Consider the following 22,401-nt stretch of genomic DNA (forward strand, 5'->3'; position numbering starts at 1 on the left):
CTGTCCATTGCGGTTTCTTTTGGTAACATCTGAGCCATTATAAAGTTTTTTAAAGTTTCACAAATTTTTTGTGTAAAAATGTTTCTATATTTGGAATCAATAACACAAAGCAAATGAATTTAATAATTGATGAAGGAAACACAAGAATCAAGTTGGCTGTTTTTGAGAATGGTCAATTGATTCATTTGGTTGTATCTAATGTTGTAGACTTTGAAAAAAAGATGGCTGAAGTTTTACTCAACCATAAAATAAAAGCAGTCATTTTGTCTTCAGTAACTGATAAAGTTTGTGAAATTATTCATCAATTAGAACTTGAAAATAAAGTTTTTTTATCTGAGAACACGATGTTGCCCTTCACTAATTTATACGAGACACCGAAAACTTTGGGAGCAGATAGATTGGCTTTAGTCGCAAATGCTTGGTCTCGCTTTCGAAACAAAAATTGTCTGATTATTGATGCAGGAACTTGTGTTACTTATGATTTTATTACGAAGAATGGGGAGTATTTAGGAGGTGCTATTTCTCCTGGTTTGGAGATGCGCTTTAAGGGTTTGCATACTTTTACAGAAAAATTGCCACTTCTTGAAATTCCACCTATTCCTGTAAATAACCTAGGAAAAACAACCCAGCAATCTATACAGAGTGGAGTCCTAAATGGTCTAGTTTTTGAGATTGAAGGCCATATAGAAAACTATCTTCAACAATATGAAGAAGTTACTATAATATTAACCGGAGGAGATGCAGATTCCTTGTATAAACAATTAAAAAATAGCATATTTGTCTTTCCTAATTTTTTGTTAGAAGGATTAGACGCTATTCTAACGTATCAAAATAAAAATGAAGCAAAAAATAAATAGTGTAGTTGTTGTTGTCGTCTTGTTGTTTTTTATGAATGTGAGCGCACAAGAACAACAAATCAAGTCTCTTTTGTCAAATATCGGTTTAGGAACTACTTTTACTGAAGCAACCATAGCAGAAAGGGCTCAAGGTGATTTGTCCGTTGTTGGGAATAACAATTATGAATCAGTTACTTTTGTAAATCCTGCATTATTATCAGATTTACAATTGACCTCTTTCGGTGGAGCTTTTCAAGTTCAAAGTACTAAAGTTAATACTCAAGATTTGACTTTTAGCAATTCATCAACTACCTTATCCAATATTATTTTTGGAGTACCATTAGGAATGAAAGGTGGGTTTGCGCTGGGTTTACGTGTTCACTCTGCAATAGGTTTTGATGTAGATTCTGAGAGTTTTTACAACAACGGATACGGTACTGTAAATCATATTTATGGAGGTGTAGGGTATCAGATATTCAAGAACTTTTCATTGGGTCTTCAAGCTAATGTGTATTTTGGTGGGATTACAAAAACACAGGCTTTTAAAAATATCCAGAAATCAACGGTGATGGAGGAGTCTTATAATGTAAAAGGCTTGTCGACCAAAATAGGAGCTCAGTACAAAATCAAGATATACAAAAGAATCATAGCCCAGCTTGGAGCCTATGGTGTTCTTGGTTACAACCTCTCAGCTAGTGGAAATTCTAAATTCTATGAAGCCTTTGAGTCTGGTAATAATAACTTCTATGAAAACACAAACAGAACTCCTATTGCTTTGACCCTTTCAGGGATACAAAAAAATGAATTCAAATCTGTAATCGGGTTAGGTTTAGGAGAAGTAAATCGCTGGTTTGCGGGCGCTTCCTATGAAAGTCAAGGAGCAACAACTTATTCAGGTAATGTTTTCAATCAAACCTACAGTACGCCTCTATCTACAAGTTTTGAGCCCTTTTCTAAAGTGAGTATTGGGGGGTATGTAATCCCTAAAAAGTATTCGATAAAAAATTATTTAAGTAGGGTCGTTTACAGAGCTGGTTTCAAATATGAAAACACAGGTACAGTCCTAAATAATCACACATTAAAAAACATAGCAATGACTTTTGGTTTAGGGTTACCAATAGGTAAGAGAGTTTCTTATGCTAATTTTGCTGTTGAAATTGGTCAGTTAGGAGCATTATCACAAAATAGTTACCAAGAGGAATATATAAACTTAGGTGTAAGTTTTTCACTTGCAGATAAGTGGTTTGAAAAAAGATTAATACGTTAAATAATCAATAATAATATGAGAACAAGAATAATAACCTTATTTACAATTTTATTTTCAGTTGTAATGCTAAAGTCGTTTGCACAAGAAGATGCAAAGCTGCGTTACAATATGTTGAAAACGGACTATAAGACTAAAAATTATGATTCCGCTTTAAAGAATCTAGAATGGTGTTTAGAGAATAGTCCAAAGCTAACTGCTAATATTTATATTTATGGTGGAAACCTATTGGGAGCTGTGATCAAGACCTCTCCTGAAAAAATGGAAAGGGTCGCTGCTTTAGGAAAAAAAATGTATGAGAAAAGATTCGAGAATTTTCCTAATGCCAAACCTGCGAAAGCTCATAGTGACTACGCGGATTTCTTAGAAGACGTAGGTGCTGATAAAGAAGAGGTTTTTAAACATTATGAAATAGCATTTAAGATTGATCCAGCTAAACTAGGGGTTGGTTCAATAATAAGTTATTTCACAACTGTATTAGAAAAAAACAAGGAGACTAATTTACAGTATGTGTTCAATACTTATGATACGACAGTGGAAGCAATTAATGCCAAGTTAGAAGGTTATCTGAACAATATACAGTTGCTACAGGCAAAGAAAGATCAAGGACAGGCACTGATTACCTCAGAACAAAGAAAATTAAAAGCCTACACGATTAATTCCAAAGCATTAGGACAGATCGAAGCTATTTTAGATCAAAAAATGGAGGAAATATCAACTTGTGAATACTTAATTCCTCTTTACACAGAGGAGTTTGAAGCGAATAAAACAAATAAGGTCTGGATTGTGAGGGCGATCAATCGAATGTTTAAGAAAGATTGTACAGAAGATCCTTTGTATGCTGCATTGGTTGAGAAGTATCAAGAGATTGACCCGTCCCCTGAAGCTTCGGTATTGTACGCAGGTTTGTTGATGGACAAAGGAGAAACAGTAAAAGCAATATCCTTTTTTGATAAAGCTATTTCTCAAGAAACAGATCCGGTAAAAAAAGCAAAGAACCTATATAAGGTAGCAGATATTTTTAAGAAAAGAGGTCAGTCTGCCAAGGCTGTATCTTACGCAAAGAAAGCAATCTCAGCAAAACCAAATTATGGTAGGGCATATACGATGATTGCTTCTCTATATGCAAGTAGCGCAAATAAGTGTGGTAAAAATGAATTTGAAAAGCGCATGGTTTATGTTGCTGCAAAATCTTATGCACTGAAGGCAAGCAGAGTGGACCCAAGTATTGGTGTATATGCTTCTAAGCTAGCAAAAGCCTATGCTGCAAACCAGCCAAGTAAAAAACTAATTTTCAATAATGAATTAGGATTGAAATCAGGAGATTCTTACACCATTAAATGTTGGATAGGAGAAACAGTTAGAATTCCTTAACCTTAGTTTTTTACAGATATAAAAAAGCCAAAGATTTTTATCTTTGGTTTTTTTATCATCAAGGTCAAGAAAGTAATCATTAAGATTATCATTTATAATCTTATATTTGTAATAGTAGTTAAAAGACATGAACAAGATAATGAGCGTTGTTTTTAGGTATACATTTCATTTTAAAATACTTGTTTTGTTCTTGTTTTTGGTTAGTTGTAAAAATTCTTCAAAAGAAATTAATGATTTTTTAGCAGATAAAAATTTACCAATTGGTGTCACTGAAAATATAAATTATGTCTACAAGGATTCTGGAAGAGTAACAAGTAAAATGATTGCTCCTCTGTATTGGGATTTTACAAATAGAAAATTAAACCCTTATTCAGAGTTCCCGAAAGGGGTAAAAATTGTAAGGATAAATAGTCATACCAGAGATTCAATAACCATTATAGGTGACTATGCAATCAGTTATGAAAACACCAATATTTCCGAAATCATAGGAAATGTGGTTGTGGTCAATCATAATGAGGGAGTAACGTTAAACACAGATCAAATGTATTGGGATCAAAAAGAGGGGTACTATTTTACCCAAAACCCATTTGAGATCAGTACTGATACAGATACCATAACTGGAGTAGGATTTGAGTCTAGGAGTGATTTGAGTAATTGGATATTAAACGAAACAAAAGGCGATTTTGTCGTCGATAAAAAAGAGAAATAAGATGTATAAGTTTTCAAAAATTATAGAGTGGGGGTATTTAGTTGTTGGAATTGTATTTATAGTCGAAATATTTAACCACTGGAATACTGACAGGTCAAAAGCAATCGTTTCAATATTAATGGCCACTCTTGCCCTATTTATGTTTGTTTTTAAACGCAGATTTAGACAAAAACGCACAGAAAAATAAAATTTATGGATCTAGAAATCCTAATCATTTTAATTTCTATCCTGTCTTCAGCCTTTTTTTCGGGTTTAGAAATAGCCTTCGTTTCCTCAAATAAGCTACAAGTTGCTCTTGAGAAAAAAAAAGAGGGTTTGACGTCTCGCTTATTGACCAAGTTAACTGAAAAGTCCTCAAAGTTTATTACGACCATGTTGGTTGGGAATAATATAGCTTTGGTTATCTATAGTTTTTATATGGGTAAGAGATTAGTAACTCTATTTCCAGAAGACATGAATGATTTTACTTTATTATTCTTACAAACGATTATTTCTACATTCGTCATTTTAGTTACTGCAGAATTTCTGCCAAAAGCAATATTCAGAGTTTACGCCAATGAGATGCTAATTATCTTTGCACTCCCTGCTTACTTGTTCTATTTGTTATTTCATCTTTTGTCTAGCTTCATAGAACAAATATCTAACGGATTGTTAAAATTAATTTTCGGAGCCAATCAAGATAATGATGAGAAAGCGTTTAGCAAAGAAGAATTAGGTCATTATATTGACAAACAGTTAGAAATAGGTAAAAAAGATGATGAGATAGATTCAGAAATACAGATTTTTCAAAACGCACTAAGTTTTAACTCAGTAAAAGCTCGTGAAATTATGGTGCCAAGAACAGATATTGAAGCCATAGAAATTCACGACAAAGTAAGTAAACTCAAACAACAATTTGTAGATACAGGTTTTTCAAAGATTTTAATTTATAAGACATCCTTGGATGATATCGTTGGCTATGTTCATGCTTACGAAATGTTTAAAAAGCCCAAATCTATTAAGTCCATTTTATTACCTGTAGAATATATACCAGAGTCTATGATGATAAATGAGGTCTTAAATTTGATGACGAAAAAACGAAAGAGTATTGCAGTCGTTATTGACGAATATGGGGGTACCTCTGGACTCATCACTGTCGAAGACATCATTGAGGAATTGTTTGGTGAAATTGAAGATGAGCATGATAAAATAGCTTTGGTTGATGAGCAGATTGGTGATCATGAGTTTGAATTGTCTGCAAGACTTGAAGTGGATTATTTGAATGAAGCGTATGATTTGAAAATACCAATATCAGATTCTTATGAAACTTTAGGAGGCTATATTTTGGAAAGTACTGAAGATATTCCTCAGTTGGGAGAAGAATTTCAGATGGATGATTTTTTCATTAAAATAACCCAAGTTAGTAGTGCTAGGATAGAAGAAATTTATCTTAAATCTAATTATTCTTCAGAATAATTTTTTTCTCTTAAAAACTTCCTTTTTGTTTTCTGATATCAATTGAAATTGTATTTTAGCGAACAATCAAAAAATTACATATACATAAATGGCAATATTATCAAAAATAAGAGATCGCTCAGGGTTTTTAATCATCGTTATTGGATTAGCAATGTTTTCCTTCGTAGTAAGTCCTAAAAATATTATAGATTTTTTTAATAGCAAAAACATAGATGCGATAGGAGTAGTAAATGGAAAAGATGCATCCTATAAAGTATTTGCAACTCGTGTTGAAAATTTCAAAGCTCAAAACAGAAACGCATCTGCTTATGGTGGTATGTATGTGGAGAACATGGTTTGGAATCAATTGGTTAGAGAAAAAATATACGAAACAAAATTAGCTGAAGCAGGAGTTGTTATTAGTGAGGGAGAAATTTGGGAAGCAATTATTTCTAGTAAAGAAGTAGTCAATTCAAATCAGTTCAAGGATAGTGAAGGAAACTTTGATGAAAATAAGTTAAAAGCTTATATTTCTGGATTAGAGTCTGACGCCTCAGAACAGGGAAGAAATTTATTACAAGGATGGTTAAATTATGAAAAAGCAATTAAGCAGAACCTATTAACTCAAGCTTATAACTCTTTAGTCAATGTAGGTGTTACTGTTTCTGAAACAGAAGCAGTTAACGATTATGTTTTCAACAATACAAGTGTTAGTGCAGATTATGTTTACTTACCTTTTTCATCAATCCCAAATACGGATGTGAAAGTAAGTAAAGATGATGTCGCTAATTATATCAACGATCATGCTGATTTATATCAAACAGAAGCAACAAGAGATTTAAATTTAGTCAAGTTTTCATTTACGGCTTCGCAAGAAGATGAGGAAGAAATCAAGCAAAGCTTGTCTAATTTGATTGAAGATAAAGAAGAATACAATAAGATATCTAAGTCGACTGAATTAATTGAAGGGTTCAAAAACACAAAAGACGGATTTTTATTTGCTCAAGAAAGTGATTCGGACTTACCATTAATAGAAAGGTTTCAGTTTGAAAATGAATTGCCAACAATTGCCAAAGAAAAAATCAAAAATGCATCTGTGGGAAGTGTTGTAGGTCCATATAAATTTTCACAATACTACAAAATATCAAAACTATTAGAAGTGAAACAAATTCCTGATTCTGTTCAAGCAAGTCATATTTTGATAAATTTTGCAGGGGCTCAATCAGCTCAACCAACTGTTACACGAACTATGGCAGAAGCACAAAAATTGGCTGATAGTCTATTAATAGTGCTTTCAAAGTCAAAGAGAAAATTTGGAACTATCGCTCAAAATTATTCTTCAGACCCTGGATCAGCAAGCAAAAAAGGTTCTCTAGGTTGGTTTGGTTACAGCGCTATGGTGCCAGAGTTTAGAGATTTCTGTTTTGAAAACAAAAGGAAGTCAGTAGGTATAGTTAGAACAGCTTATGGTTTTCACATCATCAAAATAGAAAATCAAAAGAACTTCAAAAAAGCATACAAGTTAGCAACAATTTCAAGACAAATACAAGCTTCAGAAAAAACAGAAAATAAAGTCTTTGAGCAAGCGGAAACTTTTGCTAATGACATAAGAAATGGAGGAGACTTTGTTGCTATTGCCAAAGAGAGAAGTTATGCTGTAAATCCAGTCAATGGATTAAAAGAATTAGATGTTTATATTGGGTCCGTAGGGGAGAATAGAAAAATTGTTAAATGGTCTTTTGATGCTGAGACAGCAGTAAATGATATGCAACGTTTTGATTTAGATGAAAAAGGGTATGTGGTTGCGGTGCTAACCAAAAAGCAGGAGAAAGGATTGATGTCTCCGAGTAGTGCATTTACTAAGGTAGAGCCAATTTTACTCAAACAGAAGAAAGCTAAAATTCTAGAAGAAAAAATGTTAGCAAGCAGTTTGGTTTCAATAGCAGAAACTAATAGCGTTAAAGTTGAGCATTTTGATGATGTTACTTTAGGCGCGCCAACCATACCGGGTGTAGGAATTGAACCAGGAGTCATTAGTGCTGCGGCGGTTAGTAAAGAAGGTGCTTTGGTGACTAACGTTATCGGTGTTAAAGGTTTGTTTGCGATTGTAAACAAATCAACAAAAATTCCAGAAGTGGATGCAACTAAGGTTGATGTCAAGGCAGTGGCCAATAAAGTGAAATCAAATTTATCTAGTCAATTGTTTAGTGCTTTGAAAGAAGAGGCTATAATCGAAGATTTTAGGGCTTCACGCTACTAGTGTTCATACTAATAACAAACAAAAAGAGGCTTTGAAGCCTCTTTTTTTGTACTCAACATTAACGTTTATTATCTTTGTTAGTATATGATTAATCAAGAACAATTATTGAAGCTGGTAGGAAGAGTTACCAAACTTAAAAAATACCTGGAAATAGATAAAAAGCTGGTTGAGATTGCTAATCAGGAAGAAAAATCTATTGCACCCGACTTTTGGAATTATCCCAAGAAAGCAGAAAAGCATATGAGGGAACTCAGGGCTTTGAAGAAATGGGTAGATGATTATAAACATGCAAGTACTTGTGTAGAAGATTTAGGGGTTACGCTTGAGTTTTATAAAGAAGGAGAAGCCACTGAAGAGGAGGTAAATCTTTTGGAAGAAGAAACAGTTCGTTTGATAGAAGATATTGAATTCAGAAATATGCTTTCTGATGAAGGAGATGAGATGAGCGCTGTATTACAAATTACTGCAGGTGCTGGAGGTACAGAAAGTTGTGATTGGGCAGCAATGCTTTTGCGTATGTACACGATGTGGTCCAATAAGCAAGGGTTTAAGATCAAGGAATTAAACATGCAAGATGGGGATACCGTAGGGATTAAAACGGTGTCTATTGAAATAGAAGGAGAATTTGCTTTTGGATACTTAAAGGGAGAGAATGGTGTACATCGTTTGGTTCGTATTTCTCCTTTTGATAGCAATGCCAAAAGGCATACGTCGTTTGCCTCAGTTTATGTTTACCCTCTAGTTGACGATTCTATAGAAATTAAAATAGATCCTTCTGAATATACGTTTGAAACGATGAGGGCTAGTGGAGCTGGAGGACAAAATGTAAACAAAGTTGAGACAGCGGTTCGTTTACGTCATCACCCCACGGGAATTATTATAGAAAATTCGGAAACACGATCTCAATTAGATAATAAAACAAAAGCGATGCAACTTTTGAAATCTCAGTTGTATGAGTTGGAGCTACAGAAGAAGATGGCGGCTAGAACTGAGATAGAAGCAAATAAAATGAAAATAGATTTTGGTTCTCAAATTCGTAATTATGTCATGCATCCTTATAAACTTGTCAAGGATGTCAGGACTTTGCATGAAACTGGAAATGTGGATGCTGTGATGAATGGTGCTATTGACGGTTTTTTAAAGTCTTATTTGATGATGTCAGGTCAACCCGAACAGAAAGATGAATTATAGCCTTAATTATAGAATTCCAAAAGCCAAATGATTAAAATATTTCACAATCCACGCTGTGCAAAAAGTAGAGGTGGCGTAGCTTTTTTAGAAGAAAAGGGTGTTTCGTTTGAAATCGTGAAGTATTTAGACGATCCTTTTACCGTTGAGAGTTTGTCTCAAATCATTGCAGTGTTAAAGATTAAGCCTTTAGCTTTAGTTCGCAAAAATGAAGCTGACTGGAAGCATAATTTTAAGGGCAAAGAGTTGTCAGATTCTCAAGTCATTCAAGCCATGATAGATTACCCAAAATTAATTGAGCGTCCTATCGTGATTAATTTTGATAGAGCAGTTGTGGCAAGGCCTACATCGTTAATAGATCAAATTTTATAGAATTACTTTGCACAAGCATTATATCATACATAAGCCATACGGTTACTTGTCACAATTTAGGAGTGGTGAGAGATTAGCACATAAAAAAAAATATTTAGGTGATTTGTATGATGTTCCAGAAGGAACTATGGCTATAGGAAGACTTGATGAACCTAGTGAGGGGTTGTTATTGCTAACAACAAATGGTCTAGTGAGTGAGCAAATAAGGTCAAATAAGGTAGAAAAAGAGTATCATGTTCAAGTTGATGGGCGCATAACGCAAAAGGCTATAGATGAGCTGAAAACGGGGGTTACTATTAGTGTAAATAAGCAAGATTATAAAACTAAAATTGCTCATGTAGAAGGTATTAAAACGCCTCACGTTTTACCTTACAGATCAAAAAGAATAAGAGATGATAGGCATGGTCCTACCTCCTGGGTTGCTATCACAATAAAAGAGGGCAAATTTAGGCAAGTTAGAAAAATGTGTGCTGCGGTTGGTTTTCCTGTTTTAAGGCTAATTAGGGTACGTGTAGGTGTAATGAGCTTATCACAGATTGGCAGGGAAGGAATTTTAGAAGTAGAGAATTTGTTTTCTTAATGTATTTTATTCTATGTTGGTTGTATTGAAAAAGATACAAATGTGCGTCAAAAAAAAACCGCTACTAGGGAAGTAACGGTTTTGTGAAAAGTTATTCAATTTTATTTCAAAGAACCAATCATGTCCTCTGGTTTTACCCATTCATCATATTCTTCAGGAGTTACATATCCCAAGCGAACTGCTTCTGTTTTTAAAGTTGTTCCATTCGCGTGAGCAGTATTGGCTATTTCAGCTGCCTTGTAGTATCCTATTTTGGTATTTAGTGCAGTAACAAGCATTAATGAATTGTTCAGTAATTTTTCTATTACTGGATAATTAGGTTCGATACCCACGGCACAGTGCTCTTCAAAAGAAACACAAGCATCTCCTATTAAGCGAGCAGACTCAATCAAGTTTTTTGCCATGACAGGTTTAAAAACGTTCAATTCATAGTGTCCTTGCAAACCACCAACTCCAATAGCGACATCATTACCCATTACCTGAGCAGCTACCATAGTAATTGCTTCACATTGGGTAGGGTTTACTTTACCAGGCATGATAGAGGACCCAGGCTCGTTTGCAGGTATAATCAATTCGCCAATACCAGAACGTGGGCCAGAAGCCATTAAACGTATGTCATTAGCAATTTTGTTTAAGGATACAGCTATTTGTTTTAAAGCACCATGGGTCTCAACAAAAGCATCATGTGCTGCTAGCGCTTCAAATTTATTTTCAGCAGTAACAAAAGGCAATCCAGTAAATTCAGCAATTTTTTGGGCAACCAACACATCATATCCAGCAGGAGTATTTAATCCTGTACCTACAGCAGTACCCCCTAGAGCTAGTTCTGATAGATGGGGTAAAGTGTTTTTTAAGGCCTTTAAACCATGATTTAATTGAGAGACATAGCCAGAGAATTCCTGACCAATTGTTAATGGCGTCGCATCCATCAAGTGGGTACGACCAATTTTTACTACATCTTTAAAAGCTTGTGATTTTGCGTTTAATGTATTACGCAATTTTTCTACTCCAGGAATAGTGTTTTCTACAATGATTTTGTAAGCCGCAATGTGCATTCCTGTAGGGAATGTGTCATTTGAGGATTGTGATTTATTGACATCATCATTAGGTTGGATTGCTTTTTCTCCTTCACCGATGATTCCACCAGCTAGCTCTTGAGCGCGGTTAGCAATTACTTCGTTAGCGTTCATGTTGGATTGTGTACCTGATCCGGTTTGCCATACAACCAAAGGGAATTGATCATCATGTTTACCCTTTAAAATTTCATCGCAAACGGTAGAAATTAAATCTCTTTTGGATTGTGGTAAGACACCTAAATCACAGTTGGCATGTGCTGCAGCTTTTTTTAAATAAGCAAAACCATAAACAATTTCCAAAGGCATACTCCCTGCAGGACCGATTTTAAAGTTGTTTCTAGATCTTTGAGTTTGTGCTCCCCAATACTTGTCAGCAGGTACTTTTACCTCACCCATAGTATCTTTTTCAATACGATATTTCATGGTATAATTTTTAGATTCAATTTATGCTTGTCAAATATAAGCGAAACTAAAATTTAGAAAAATGATTCTTCTTTTAAATTTAGTTCAATTAGATAGATTTTACGGATTGTAATATTTATCAGTAAGATTAAACACTTTGTAGTTTTACTTTAATTCACTAAGAATATCAAAAAGGTTTGGGTCAGATGGTCTTGGGGCATTAGGATTGATGATATTACCTTCTTTGTCTAGTAAAATAAAACGAGGTATTCCGGTTACTTGGTATGCTTCCATAAATCCTCTGTCTCCATTAGCAAATAATTGAACACCACTCATCTGTTCTTTTTTAATCATTTTTTTCCAAGCTTCTTTTGCGTTTTTACTGTCAACGGAAATACTTACAAATTTAATATTGTTGTTCTTTAATTTCTCTTCAAGATTCTTTAAAAATGGAATTTCAGCCTTACATGGAGGGCACCAAGTCGCCCAAATATCTATATAAACGTAGCTTCCTCTCAAATCTCTTAGAGATGTCATTCCTCCATTGAAATTTTCATAATTACTAAATTCAGGAGATGGACTCCCTATTTTGTTGTTTGATTTTGTTGTATTTGTTTTGTTGTATTGTTGTACTATATTATCTATAAAGTACTTTAGGTTCTCTTTTTCTGTATTGATTACATAAGGGTCTATATTGTCATATTCTTTTAAAAGAGATTCTATTTTATCAATTGTTTTTAGTTGAAAGTTTTCAAATTCAACTTCATTCAACTGATTTATACTGTCTGTTTTTTGGAAGATCCTCTCGGTAAAAGCTTCTCTTTCATTTAAGTAGTTGTTTACTTCTTTTCCTGACCCACCGTAGTTAAGAGAAGTATAGTTATTGGCGTCAAGATAGATGTGTAGTTGTGTGTCTTGATTTAAAAAGATTGTCTTTTTAAAACCACCAATTTGGATGAAGCAGTATTTACCATTTACACTGATAGTGTCCTTAAAAGCACCATTCTCAATCTTAATCCTTTTGATTTTAGACGGGGTTTTTAGGATGACCTCTTTTATTTCTTTTGGCAAATTCTTGATCTCACCTGAGATACTTGATTGATGTTCTTTTTCGCTACATGCAAACATGAGTAGAGTAATACCAACAAAAAAAGTTTTTTTTAAATAATTCATTTTCTTTATTTTAAGTTGTTCTATAACAGACTTTGGGTTGGTTAAGTCGTGTTCGTAAAGTCTAATATATAAAAAACACCTCTGATGTTGAGCAGAGGTGTTTTAAAATAAATAAGTTTTTTACTTATGCCATCATGGTAACAGGGTTTTCAATAAACTGTTTCAATGTGTTTAAGAAAGCTGCACCGACAGCACCATCTATGGTTCTGTGATCGCAAGATAATGTCAAATTCATTACGTTTCCTACTACTATTTCTCCATTTTTAACAACAGGTTTTTGTTTGATACCTCCTACAGAAAGAATTGCAGAATTAGGCTGGTTTATGATTGAGGTAAAATTATCAACACCAAACATCCCTAAGTTAGATACCGTAAAAGTACTTCCTGACATTTCAGCAGGTGTTAATTTCTTATTTTTAGCTTTGATGGCTAAATCTTTTACTTCAGCACCAATTTGGGTTAAACTTTTTGTGTCTGTAAATGGAATAACCGGTACAACAAGACCATCTTCTATAGCTACTGCAACACCAATTGCGATGTGTTCATTGTAGATTGTTTTTTCTACGGTCCATTCAGTATTGATTTGCGGATGCTTGGTCAGTGCCATTGCAGAAGCTTTCACTACCAAATCATTAAACGATACTTTGGTATCTGGCAGTTGATTGATGATAGCACGAGAAGCCATTGCATTATCCATGTCCACATCTAAACTAATGGTAAAGTTTACGTTTTCTGTTTGTGACTTATCTAAAGCTCTAGCTATTGCTTTACGCATGTTTGAGTTTTTCTCCTCTCTTTGACTGATTTCTCCAGTTGCAACAACAGGTATTGGTTTTGGTTCAGAAGTGATTTCGGCAGCGGGTGTATAATTTTCAATGTCCACTTTTACAATTCTTCCACCTTCGCCAGTTCCTATAACTTTAGCTAGGTTTATTCCTTTTTCTTCAGCTAGTGCTTTTGCAAGAGGAGAAGCAATAATTCTACCATTTTCAGAACTTATTGCGCTTACCGTCTTTGTTGCAGTAGGGGAGGGTTTTGGAGTGTCCTTTTTTTCGGGTGCAGGAGAAGAAACAGTGGCAGCTACCTTAGGTGTTTCTACTACGGGAGCAGTTTCGGTTTTGGTGTCACCAGCTTTACCAAAGTTAGAAGTTACTGCAGTAATATCTGTCCCAGCTTCACCAATGATAGCCAACAAGCTATCGACAGGAGCGGTTTCACCTTCTTGTAGTCCCACATAAAGTAGAGTTCCTTCATTAAATGATTCGAACTCCATTGTTGCTTTGTCAGTTTCTATTTCAGCTAAAATGTCACCTTCTTCAACAGTATCACCAACTTGTTTTAACCATGATGCTACCGTACCATCGGTCATGGTATCACTTAATCTAGGCATGGTTACAATAGTGACATTGTCCGGGATTGCAGCATCTGCTGTTTTTTCTTCAGCAACGGGTGCAACTTCCTCTACTTTTGGAATTTCCTCGGCTTCTGTTTGAACAGGATTGCCACTTAACAATCCAGAGATATCTTCGCCCTCTTCACCAATAATTGCTAATAAGCTATCTACTGGAGCAGTGTCTCCGTCCTCTAAACCAACGTGTAGTAAAACACCCTCGTTAAAAGATTCAAACTCCATGGTCGCTTTATCTGTTTCAATTTCTGCTAGGATGTCTCCTTCTTCAATTTTATCTCCAACCTTTTTAAGCCATTGTGCTACGGTTCCTTCCGTCATCGTATCACTTAATCTGGGCATATTAATTATTGTTGCCATACTTTATCTATGGGATTATTTATGTTTAACAAATGGATAGTTTTCTTGCTCATATACCATATCGTATAATTGTTGCTTTTCTGGGTATGGAGAGTCTTCAGCAAACTTCTCACATTCAGCTACCTTTTTCTTTACGTCTTTTTCAACTTGTTTGATTTCCTCTTCGGTCAAGTATTTTTCTTTCTTTATCACATCAAGCACTTGAGTGATTGGGTCAATTTTTTTGTATTCTTCTACTTCAGATTTTGTACGGTAGTGTTGTGCGTCAGACATTGAGTGTCCTCTGTAACGGTAAGTCTTCATTTCTAGGAATGTTGGTCCATCACCTCTACGAGCTCTATCCATTGCTTCATCCATAGCTTCTGCTACTTTGATAGGATTCATTGCATCAACAGGACCACAAGGCATTTCGTAACCCAGACCTAGTTTCCAAATATCTTGGTGGTTTGCGGTACGTTCTACAGAAGTTCCCATCGCGTATCCATTATTTTCAACAATAAATACTACCGGTAGTTTCCATAGCATTGCCATATTGAAAGTTTCATGAAGTGATCCTTGACGTGCGGCACCATCACCAAAACAACAAATCGTTACCCCTCCCGTGTTATGGTACTTATCACCAAAAGCCATTCCAGCACCAAGAGGTATTTGTCCTCCAACAATACCATGACCTCCGTAGAATCCTTTTTCTTTAGAGAAAATATGCATTGATCCACCCATTCCATGAGAGGTACCGGTCGCTTTTCCATACAATTCAGCCATGACTCTCTTGGGATCTACTCCCATTCCAATCGGTTGTACATGATTTCGGTAAGCGGTAATCATTTTGTCCTTTCCGCCCAGTTCCATTACATGTAGACATCCAGCCAAGATTGCCTCTTGACCATTGTAGAGGTGTAAAAACCCTCTAACTTTTTGTTGGATGTAAACTGCTGCTAATTTGTCTTCAAACTTTCTCCAGAAAAGCATTTCCTTATACCAATTGATATAAGTTTCTTTAGTGATTTCTTTCATGATTTATTTTAAATTTACAATAAACACAAACATATGGATTGTGTTTTTGTCGAACTGCTAGCAAAAATAAGACATTATAATCAAGAAATATACATCTATAATCACTTTTTTAACACCTGTTTTATTAGATTTTAGGGTTATCAAAAAAAAAACAATTTGAATTTCGTGGGGGTTGTAATTTTGATATTTGTTAAAGTGTTTGTTATGAGTTATTTATTTGTTTATTTTGTGGTTTTAAGATCAACTGAATATCGGTTAAATAGATCGATAAAAAATATCAATTATTGAAACAAAAAAAACAATCCTATTGACAGGATCGCTTTTTTATATGGAATATAATTCTAGGATCCACTATAACTTTCTATTGGCTCGCAAGAACAAACTAAGTTTCTATCACCGTACGCATCGTCTACTCTTCTTACAGATGGCCATAATTTGTTTTCTGCAATGCTTTCCATTGGAAATGCTGCTTTCTTTCTTGTGTACTCATAATTCCATTCATCTCCAGTGAGCATTTCTTGTGTATGTGGTGCGTTTTTTAAAACAGAGGTTTGATCGTGAAACTCTTTTTCATCTATTTCTTCTCTAATGCTGAGCAAAGCTTTTATAAAACGATCAAGTTCATCTTTGTTTTCGCTTTCTGTAGGTTCTATCATCAGAGTCCCAGAAACAGGAAAAGAAACTGTTGGGGCATGAAAACCATAATCTATCAACCTTTTAGCAATATCAACAACTTCAATTCCTTTAGATTTAAAACTTCTAAAATCAACGATCATTTCATGTGCACAGAATTTGTTCTTTCCTGAATACAGAATAGAGTATTTGGACTCAAGTTGTTTTTTGATGTAGTTTGCATTTAGTATTGCGTTTTCTGTTGCAGATTTTAGGCCCTTTGCCCCAAGCATTTTAATATAGCCATAGGATATTAAACAGACAAGTGCGGAGCCCCAAGGAGCAGAGGATATGGCCTTGATAGCGTTGTCTCCTCCAGTTTTTATTAGTGGGTTTGAGGGAAGAAAAGGAGCCAGGTGCTCTACTACACAGATAGGTCCTACTCCTGGTCCACCACCTCCATGAGGAATAGCAAAAGTCTTGTGAAGGTTCAAGTGGCATACATCAGCCCCTATATTTGCAGGATTTGTTATTCCAACTTGGGCGTTCATATTTGCACCATCCATGTAAACTTGGCCTCCATTGTCGTGAATCAGTTGAGTGATATCCTTAATACCACTTTCAAAAACACCGTGTGTTGATGGATAAGTAACCATTAAGCACGATAAATTATCTTTGTGTAGAATTGCTTTTTCTTTCAGGTCATCAAAATCGATGTCACCTTCTTCTGTAGCTTTTGTTACGACTACTTTCATTCCTGCCATAACAGCAGAAGCTGGATTGGTACCGTGTGCGGATGAGGGTATCAGACAAATATTTCTATGGTGATCTTGTCTAGACTCATGATATGCTTTTATTGTTAGAAGTCCAGCGTATTCTCCTTGAGCTCCTGAGTTGGGCTGTAGTGAAGTAGCAAAAAATCCTGTGATTTCATTTAGATCATTTTCTAACTCTTTAAGCACTTCTTGGTATCCTTGTGCTTGATCGGTAGGAACAAAAGGGTGTATATTCCCCCAGTTAGGCCAACTTAGCGGAAGCATTTCTGAAGCAGCATTTAATTTCATTGTACAAGATCCTAGCGAAATCATAGAATGATTTAATGATAGGTCTTTTCGTTCTAGTTTTTTTATGTAACGCATCATTGCTGTCTCAGAATGATGAGTATTAAATATTGGGTTGGTTAAAAACTTAGTAGTTCTTTTGAATTCTGTTTTTACATCTATTTCTAGCAATTCTTTTATTTCAGAAAACGGTACTCCTTTTACATTCGATAAAATATTTAAGATTTCATTGAGGTCCTCAAGGTTTGTGGTTTCGTTGATGGAAATAGAAATAGAAGTTTCAGAGTTGTACAAGAAATTAACATGAGCGTGTTCGGCAATTTCTCTTACTTTGCTGGCTGAGGCTACGGAAACATTTAAAGTATCAAAAAAAACATTGTTTAATTGTTCAAAACCTAGATTTTTTAGTGCAATGTTTAGGGTATGTGTGTGGTTTAAAATTTTATTTGCAATATATTTTAGTCCTTTTGGACCATGAAAGACAGTGTACATGCCAGCCATAACAGCTAGCAATACCTGTGCAGTACAGATATTTGATGTTGCTTTTTCTCTTTTTATATGTTGTTCTCGGGTTTGGAGTGCCATACGTAAGGCACGGTTGCCATTGATATCTTTGGTTATCCCTATAATTCTTCCAGGTAAAGATCTTTTGTATACTTCTTTAGTTGCGAAATAGGCTGCGTGAGGTCCACCATAACCCATTGGAATTCCAAAACGCTGTGTGGTACCTACAACAATATCTGCACCCCATTCTCCTGGTGGAGTTAATAGAGCTAAGCTTAAAAGGTCAGCAGCAACAGCTATTCTAACGTCCAAATTCTTAGCCTTTTTTACAACATCACTATAGTCTACAACTTTTCCATTTTTCCCAGGATATTGCAGCAGTCCACCAAAATCATTTTCTGAAAACTCATAGGTTTCATGATCTCCAATCACCAGGTTAATTTCAAGAGGCGTGGCTCTGGAAGTCAAAACATCTATAGTTTGTGGTAATACGTTTTCTGAAACAAAAAAATCTAATGATTTGTTTTTCTTTTGGCTTCGACTTCTTGTGTTAAAAAGAAGAATCATTGCTTCAGCAGCAGCAGTACCTTCATCTAATAATGATGCGTTAGCAATTTCCATTCCAGACAAATCACTAACCATGGTTTGGAAGTTTAAAAGAGCTTCTAATCTACCCTGGGCTATCTCTGCTTGGTAAGGAGTATAAGCGGTGTACCATCCTGGGTTTTCTAGAATATTTCGCTGTATTACACCTGGAGTGATGGTAGGATGGTATCCAAGTCCGATATAATTTTTAAACAATTTATTTTTGATGGATAATTTTTGAATATGATCCATGTATTCGTACTCACTAAGTGCGGGGTCTAATTTTAATTGATTTTCTAAGATGATGTCTTTTGGGACTGTATTCTTAATCAATTCGTCAATTGATTGCACCTTAATTTGTTTTAGCATTTCTGCTTGTTCTTCCCTATTGGGACCTATGTGTCTATTTGCAAAAACATCTGTTTTCATTGATGAAAATAAATAAATATTTAGTCCGTCAAAAATACATATAATAAAAGTTTTATTTTTGTTCGCATATCAAATCTTATAACCAATTTTTTTGGCTATTGTTGATAAGTATAATAGTAATTATGAAGGTTTTAAAGTTGATTTTTCAGTTCTATGTACATAGTAATTTACATGTATCTCTAGCGGCAGCTAGTCTTGTTCTGAGTAGTGGTTTTTTATTTGGTTTTGAGGTATATAGCGAAGCTGTATTTGTAATGTGTGCTACTTTTGTTTCTTATCACTTCATTCGCCTTATGAATAGATTTAAATATGGGCAGCCACACTTACTAGATATATTCAGCAATCAGTACAAGATCCCTATCTATATCTTGTTTTTAATAGCTTTTACATTTGGTCTATGTTTGTCAGTAAAATTTGAGTTTTTTAGACTTTTATACTTGTGTCCATTTTTAATCCTAACAATGCTTTATGCTTTTAGTTTTATAGGAAAGAATGGGGTGAGATATTCTATTCGCTTTATACCAGGTATAAAGATATTTGTTATTGCAATTGTTTGGGCTGGGAGTGTGATTTTTTTCCCAATAACTTCTAGCATAGGGTACAATCATACCCAGTTAGTGTTTTTCTTTAGTTTGGTTTTTTTTATCATTGTATTGACCCTCCCTTTCGATATCAGAGACATGAGTTTTGATGAGAACACAATAAAAACCCTACCTATGTTACTGGGGATAGTGGGGGTAAAATGTTTAGGTTTTATCTTGTTGGTGTTTTCCCTGGCCTTACACTTTTACGTTTTTGAGTGGTTTTGTCTTACGGAGTATTCAATAGTTTGCTCAATGTTATTTGTGCTTTTGGTTTTTTCTAAGAGGGAACAGACAAAGTTTTTTGCTTCTTTTTGGGTAGAGAGTATTCCTATATTTTATTATGCACTGTTGTGTTTATAACCTCAGAACAGATGGTATAATCTGCTTTGAGGTTACAATATCATGATGGGTGCACTGGAATTAAAAATTTAATACAATATCTAAGTCTACGGTATTCCATGTCTTACTGATTCCGTCAGTTCCTGTATGTAATAATTCACACGCGGTATGTAATGAAGCAAGAGCGGGTTGCGCATGCCAGATATTCAGGTCTACGCTAGCTTTTAAATAAGCTGTTTTTCCCTTAACATCAAGAGTATAAGGTAAGTCGTGGGTTTCGTTGTTCAATGTCAATGAAATGGTTCCCTGGGAATTACTTGCATTGGAAAAAGTACCTGAAATCAAGTCTGTATGATCCATGATAGCAAAAAACAATGTCTTCAATTTATAATCTCTAGATTCATTATTGCTAAAGACACTACTTACAGGTACAGAGAATTCAACACCAGTCAAAGCTTCTGAAATGTCTTTTCCGACTTTGTTGTTGCTGATATTTACTGTTTGCATTTGTCCTTTAACGCCCGTTTTATTTGTGTATTTGTATCCTGTCCAATTTATTATTGCTGTTTCTGAATTCAGCTGATATGTTTCAGTTTTTACATTTTGTTTGTCCTCTTTTTTTGACTCCTTACAAGCGGTAAGCACAGTTACAAAGGATAAAATAAGTATTATTTTTTTCATAATCTTTTGGATTTTGGTTTATAATTCAGTTGGAGATATCAATCATAGCTTACAAGTAAGCTTAAAGGTTAGCGATGATGTCTTCAGCTCCTTTTACTTTTTGATTTAAAGATACATTAATTTTAGAGTTAAGTGGTAAAAAAAGATCTACTCTGGATCCAAATTTGATAAATCCAGCATCTTTTCCTTGTTCGACTCTTGTCCCTTCTTTCGCATAATTTACGATTCTTTTGGCCAAAGCTCCAGCTATTTGGCGGTAGAGGACTTTTCCAAATTTGTCGTTTTCTATGACAATGGTTGTACGTTCGTTTTCCTCAGAAGCTTTTGGGTGCCATGCAACTAAATATTTACCAGGGTGATATTTGCTGTATTGCACCAAACCGCTTAGTCCGTATCTAGTAACATGTACATTAAGTGGACTCATAAATATGGATACTTGTATTCTTTTTTCCTTAAAATATTCGGGTTCATAGACTTCCTCTATGACAACAACTTTCCCATCAACAGGGGCCACTACATGTTCATTAGAATGGCTTGTTTTTCTTTTTGGGTTTCTAAAAAACTGTAAAATGATATAGACGAAAAATAAGGCCGTTGTATAGATTATATATTGTAACCACTCAAAATCTTTCAATAGAAAGTAAGCCAAATCTGTTGTTATGAAAGCTAAAATTAACGTTACGGTTATAATGGTTTTTCCTTCTTTGTGAAACATGTATTATGAAATTAAATTTAAGTAAAAATAGACAAAAGGAGAAGCAAAAATCAAACTGTCAAATCGATCTAATATGCCGCCGTGACCTGGAATTAAACTTCCACTATCTTTTATGTTTGCTGAGCGTTTAAATAGAGATTCTACTAAATCTCCTATGCTACCAAATATGCTAACAACCAGGCTTAGACCTATCCATTTAGTCGTAGAAAGTTGAGTAAAATAGATTGATAGAACCCATGCTGTGACTAATGTGAAAATCATTCCTCCAATGAACCCCTCAATTGTTTTGTTAGGAGATACCCTCTCAAACAATTTATGTTTTCCGATGTTTTTTCCTGTTAAATATGCAAAAGTGTCTGTCGACCATACTAGTATGATTACTCCAAGGAAGGTAGTAGCATGGTAAGTTTGTGCTACATTACAAAACGGAATCCTTATCATAATGATAAAGGGAGTGATAGTGTATGCATAAGTTAAAATAAAACTTCCAAGTTCAGTAAAAGGGGATTTGTCTGTTTTTTTATACAAGACAAATATGAAGTACATAAAGATCAGTACGTAGATAAGTGATGAAGCGAACTCAGATTTTATATCATATGCAATATCAAAGTGATTTTTTAGGATCAGTATACTTTTTTCAGAAAACAAATAGGAAATAATCCCAAGGGCATAGAGATAATAGTTCTTGTGTTTGCTTAATTTTTGAAATTCATAAATGGCAACAAGCATACAAAAGAAAAACAGAATGTAAAAAGTTAAGCTATCAAGTAAAATTGCGGATATAAGTATACTTACAAAAATAATCCCTGAAAAAGTTCTCTTAAGCATAAGTTAGGTTTTATAAATCTTCGACAAGTATAAGGTATGTGTTCTTATTGTTACGGAGTCCGTAATTCATGAAGCCTTCTTTGTTTTTTTGGTTACCATAGTCTTTAATTTCACAAATATTAGTAGGAAGTTTCTGTTTACATTTGGTTTTTATGCCTGTTAGTCCTTCTCCCATGTTTTTGACAATTTGACTCGTGTTGGATATAACAATAAAATGAGTGCTCAGCTCAGGAAGTTTCATTTCTTTTATTTGATTAGAGGAAATCATGATGTTTCCTGTTTCTGCAATCAAATGTTCACAAGTAGTGAAAAAGGGACTATCATCATAAGAGCCAGATATCTGAGTTTTTGTTTGATTTGCAAAGTCTATCAACTCTTTTTGAACGCAAGAAATTTTTTCCCAGTTGTTTTCTTCTAAAATTTTATCTAGAGTTTCAAGAGCTTCTTGTTGTGTTACACAATATAAAAACTTACCTCCTTTGCTAATAAAGTTATGAGCAAATAAGTCATCTAATGATAAAAAGACAGTCTGTTCGTTGTTCTTTTTGTCTTTAGTTGATAGCTTAGATTTTGATTTTTTTTTGAAAACATCAAATAAACCCATGTATATAAA

19 protein-coding genes are annotated in these 22,401 nt (G+C 34.5%); 10 read left to right on the plus strand and 9 right to left on the minus strand.

Going from position 1 to position 22,401, the window contains the following annotated elements:
* The first annotated feature begins 113 nt into the window (after positions 1–113).
* The 9 genes from ABF281_RS06965 to ABF281_RS07005 all read left to right on the plus strand — a co-directional run bounded on the left by ABF281_RS06965 (position 114) and on the right by ABF281_RS07005 (position 10,017).
* Positions 114–857 carry a type III pantothenate kinase gene (locus ABF281_RS06965; RefSeq protein ID WP_347180959.1) on the plus strand — a complete coding sequence of 248 codons (744 nt, stop codon included), beginning with the start codon at positions 114–116 and terminating at the stop codon, positions 855–857.
* Positions 838–2,103 carry a hypothetical protein gene (locus ABF281_RS06970; protein ID WP_347180960.1) on the plus strand — a complete coding sequence of 422 codons (1,266 nt, stop codon included), beginning with the start codon at positions 838–840 and terminating at the stop codon, positions 2,101–2,103. Before ABF281_RS06965 ends, ABF281_RS06970 begins: the two co-directional genes overlap by 20 nt.
* 15 nt (positions 2,104–2,118) lie before the next feature.
* Complete coding sequence (locus ABF281_RS06975) at positions 2,119–3,474, plus strand: hypothetical protein (protein ID WP_347180961.1); 1,356 nt, start codon at positions 2,119–2,121, stop codon at positions 3,472–3,474.
* 127 nt (positions 3,475–3,601) lie between these two features.
* Complete coding sequence (gene lptC / locus ABF281_RS06980; protein ID WP_347180962.1) at positions 3,602–4,183, plus strand: LPS export ABC transporter periplasmic protein LptC; 582 nt, start codon at positions 3,602–3,604, stop codon at positions 4,181–4,183.
* 192 nt (positions 4,184–4,375) lie between these two features.
* A complete protein-coding gene (locus tag ABF281_RS06985; RefSeq protein WP_347180963.1) occupies positions 4,376–5,638 on the plus strand; it encodes a hemolysin family protein in 1,263 nt (420 codons plus the stop codon).
* An 88-nt stretch (positions 5,639–5,726) separates the two neighbouring features.
* Positions 5,727–7,877 carry a peptidylprolyl isomerase gene (locus tag ABF281_RS06990; RefSeq protein WP_347180964.1) on the plus strand — a complete coding sequence of 717 codons (2,151 nt, stop codon included), beginning with the start codon at positions 5,727–5,729 and terminating at the stop codon, positions 7,875–7,877.
* A gap of 84 nt (positions 7,878–7,961) precedes the next feature.
* Positions 7,962–9,068, plus strand: a complete 1,107-nt coding sequence (gene prfB, locus ABF281_RS06995; RefSeq protein WP_347180965.1) for a peptide chain release factor 2 — start codon at positions 7,962–7,964, stop codon at positions 9,066–9,068.
* 27 nt (positions 9,069–9,095) lie between these two features.
* On the plus strand, positions 9,096–9,437 hold the full coding sequence (arsC, locus tag ABF281_RS07000) for an arsenate reductase (glutaredoxin) (protein ID WP_347180966.1): 342 nt from the start codon (positions 9,096–9,098) through the stop codon (positions 9,435–9,437).
* Positions 9,438–9,444: 7 nt separating this feature from the next.
* Positions 9,445–10,017 carry a pseudouridine synthase gene (locus ABF281_RS07005; RefSeq protein ID WP_347180967.1) on the plus strand — a complete coding sequence of 191 codons (573 nt, stop codon included), beginning with the start codon at positions 9,445–9,447 and terminating at the stop codon, positions 10,015–10,017.
* Positions 10,018–10,118: 101 nt separating this feature from the next.
* Here ABF281_RS07005 and fumC read toward each other — a convergent pair whose 3' ends face one another.
* The 5 genes from fumC to gcvP form a co-directional block, all read right to left on the minus strand.
* Complete coding sequence (gene fumC, locus ABF281_RS07010) at positions 10,119–11,516, minus strand: class II fumarate hydratase (protein WP_347180968.1); 1,398 nt, start codon at positions 11,514–11,516, stop codon at positions 10,119–10,121.
* Positions 11,517–11,660: 144 nt separating this feature from the next.
* Positions 11,661–12,668 carry a TlpA disulfide reductase family protein gene (locus ABF281_RS07015; protein ID WP_347180969.1) on the minus strand — a complete coding sequence of 336 codons (1,008 nt, stop codon included), beginning with the start codon at positions 12,666–12,668 and terminating at the stop codon, positions 11,661–11,663.
* Between the two features lie 124 nt (positions 12,669–12,792).
* Positions 12,793–14,436, minus strand: coding sequence for a 2-oxo acid dehydrogenase subunit E2 (locus tag ABF281_RS07020; RefSeq protein WP_347180970.1), 1,644 nt, complete (start codon positions 14,434–14,436; stop codon positions 12,793–12,795).
* A 15-nt stretch (positions 14,437–14,451) separates the two neighbouring features.
* Complete coding sequence (pdhA, locus tag ABF281_RS07025; protein WP_347180971.1) at positions 14,452–15,450, minus strand: pyruvate dehydrogenase (acetyl-transferring) E1 component subunit alpha; 999 nt, start codon at positions 15,448–15,450, stop codon at positions 14,452–14,454.
* Positions 15,451–15,791: 341 nt separating this feature from the next.
* A complete protein-coding gene (gcvP, locus tag ABF281_RS07030) occupies positions 15,792–18,641 on the minus strand; it encodes an aminomethyl-transferring glycine dehydrogenase (RefSeq protein WP_347180972.1) in 2,850 nt (949 codons plus the stop codon).
* Between the two features lie 122 nt (positions 18,642–18,763).
* Here gcvP and ABF281_RS07035 point away from each other — a divergent pair, with 122 nt between their 5' ends.
* Positions 18,764–19,585 carry a hypothetical protein gene (locus ABF281_RS07035; protein ID WP_347180973.1) on the plus strand — a complete coding sequence of 274 codons (822 nt, stop codon included), beginning with the start codon at positions 18,764–18,766 and terminating at the stop codon, positions 19,583–19,585.
* A gap of 60 nt (positions 19,586–19,645) precedes the next feature.
* Here ABF281_RS07035 and ABF281_RS07040 read toward each other — a convergent pair whose 3' ends face one another.
* The 4 genes from ABF281_RS07040 to ABF281_RS07055 all read right to left on the minus strand — a co-directional run bounded on the left by ABF281_RS07040 (position 19,646) and on the right by ABF281_RS07055 (position 22,392).
* On the minus strand, positions 19,646–20,245 hold the full coding sequence (locus tag ABF281_RS07040) for a YceI family protein (protein WP_347180974.1): 600 nt from the start codon (positions 20,243–20,245) through the stop codon (positions 19,646–19,648).
* 61 nt (positions 20,246–20,306) lie between these two features.
* Positions 20,307–20,960 carry a phosphatidylserine decarboxylase family protein gene (locus ABF281_RS07045; protein ID WP_347180975.1) on the minus strand — a complete coding sequence of 218 codons (654 nt, stop codon included), beginning with the start codon at positions 20,958–20,960 and terminating at the stop codon, positions 20,307–20,309.
* A 3-nt stretch (positions 20,961–20,963) separates the two neighbouring features.
* Positions 20,964–21,788, minus strand: coding sequence for a phosphatidate cytidylyltransferase (locus tag ABF281_RS07050; protein ID WP_347180976.1), 825 nt, complete (start codon positions 21,786–21,788; stop codon positions 20,964–20,966).
* Between the two features lie 10 nt (positions 21,789–21,798).
* Positions 21,799–22,392, minus strand: a complete 594-nt coding sequence (locus tag ABF281_RS07055; protein WP_347180977.1) for an LUD domain-containing protein — start codon at positions 22,390–22,392, stop codon at positions 21,799–21,801.
* Between the last annotated feature and the right edge of the window lie 9 nt (positions 22,393–22,401).

The organism is Wenyingzhuangia sp. (assembly GCF_039768515.1).
Taxonomy (GTDB): domain Bacteria; phylum Bacteroidota; class Bacteroidia; order Flavobacteriales; family Flavobacteriaceae; genus Wenyingzhuangia.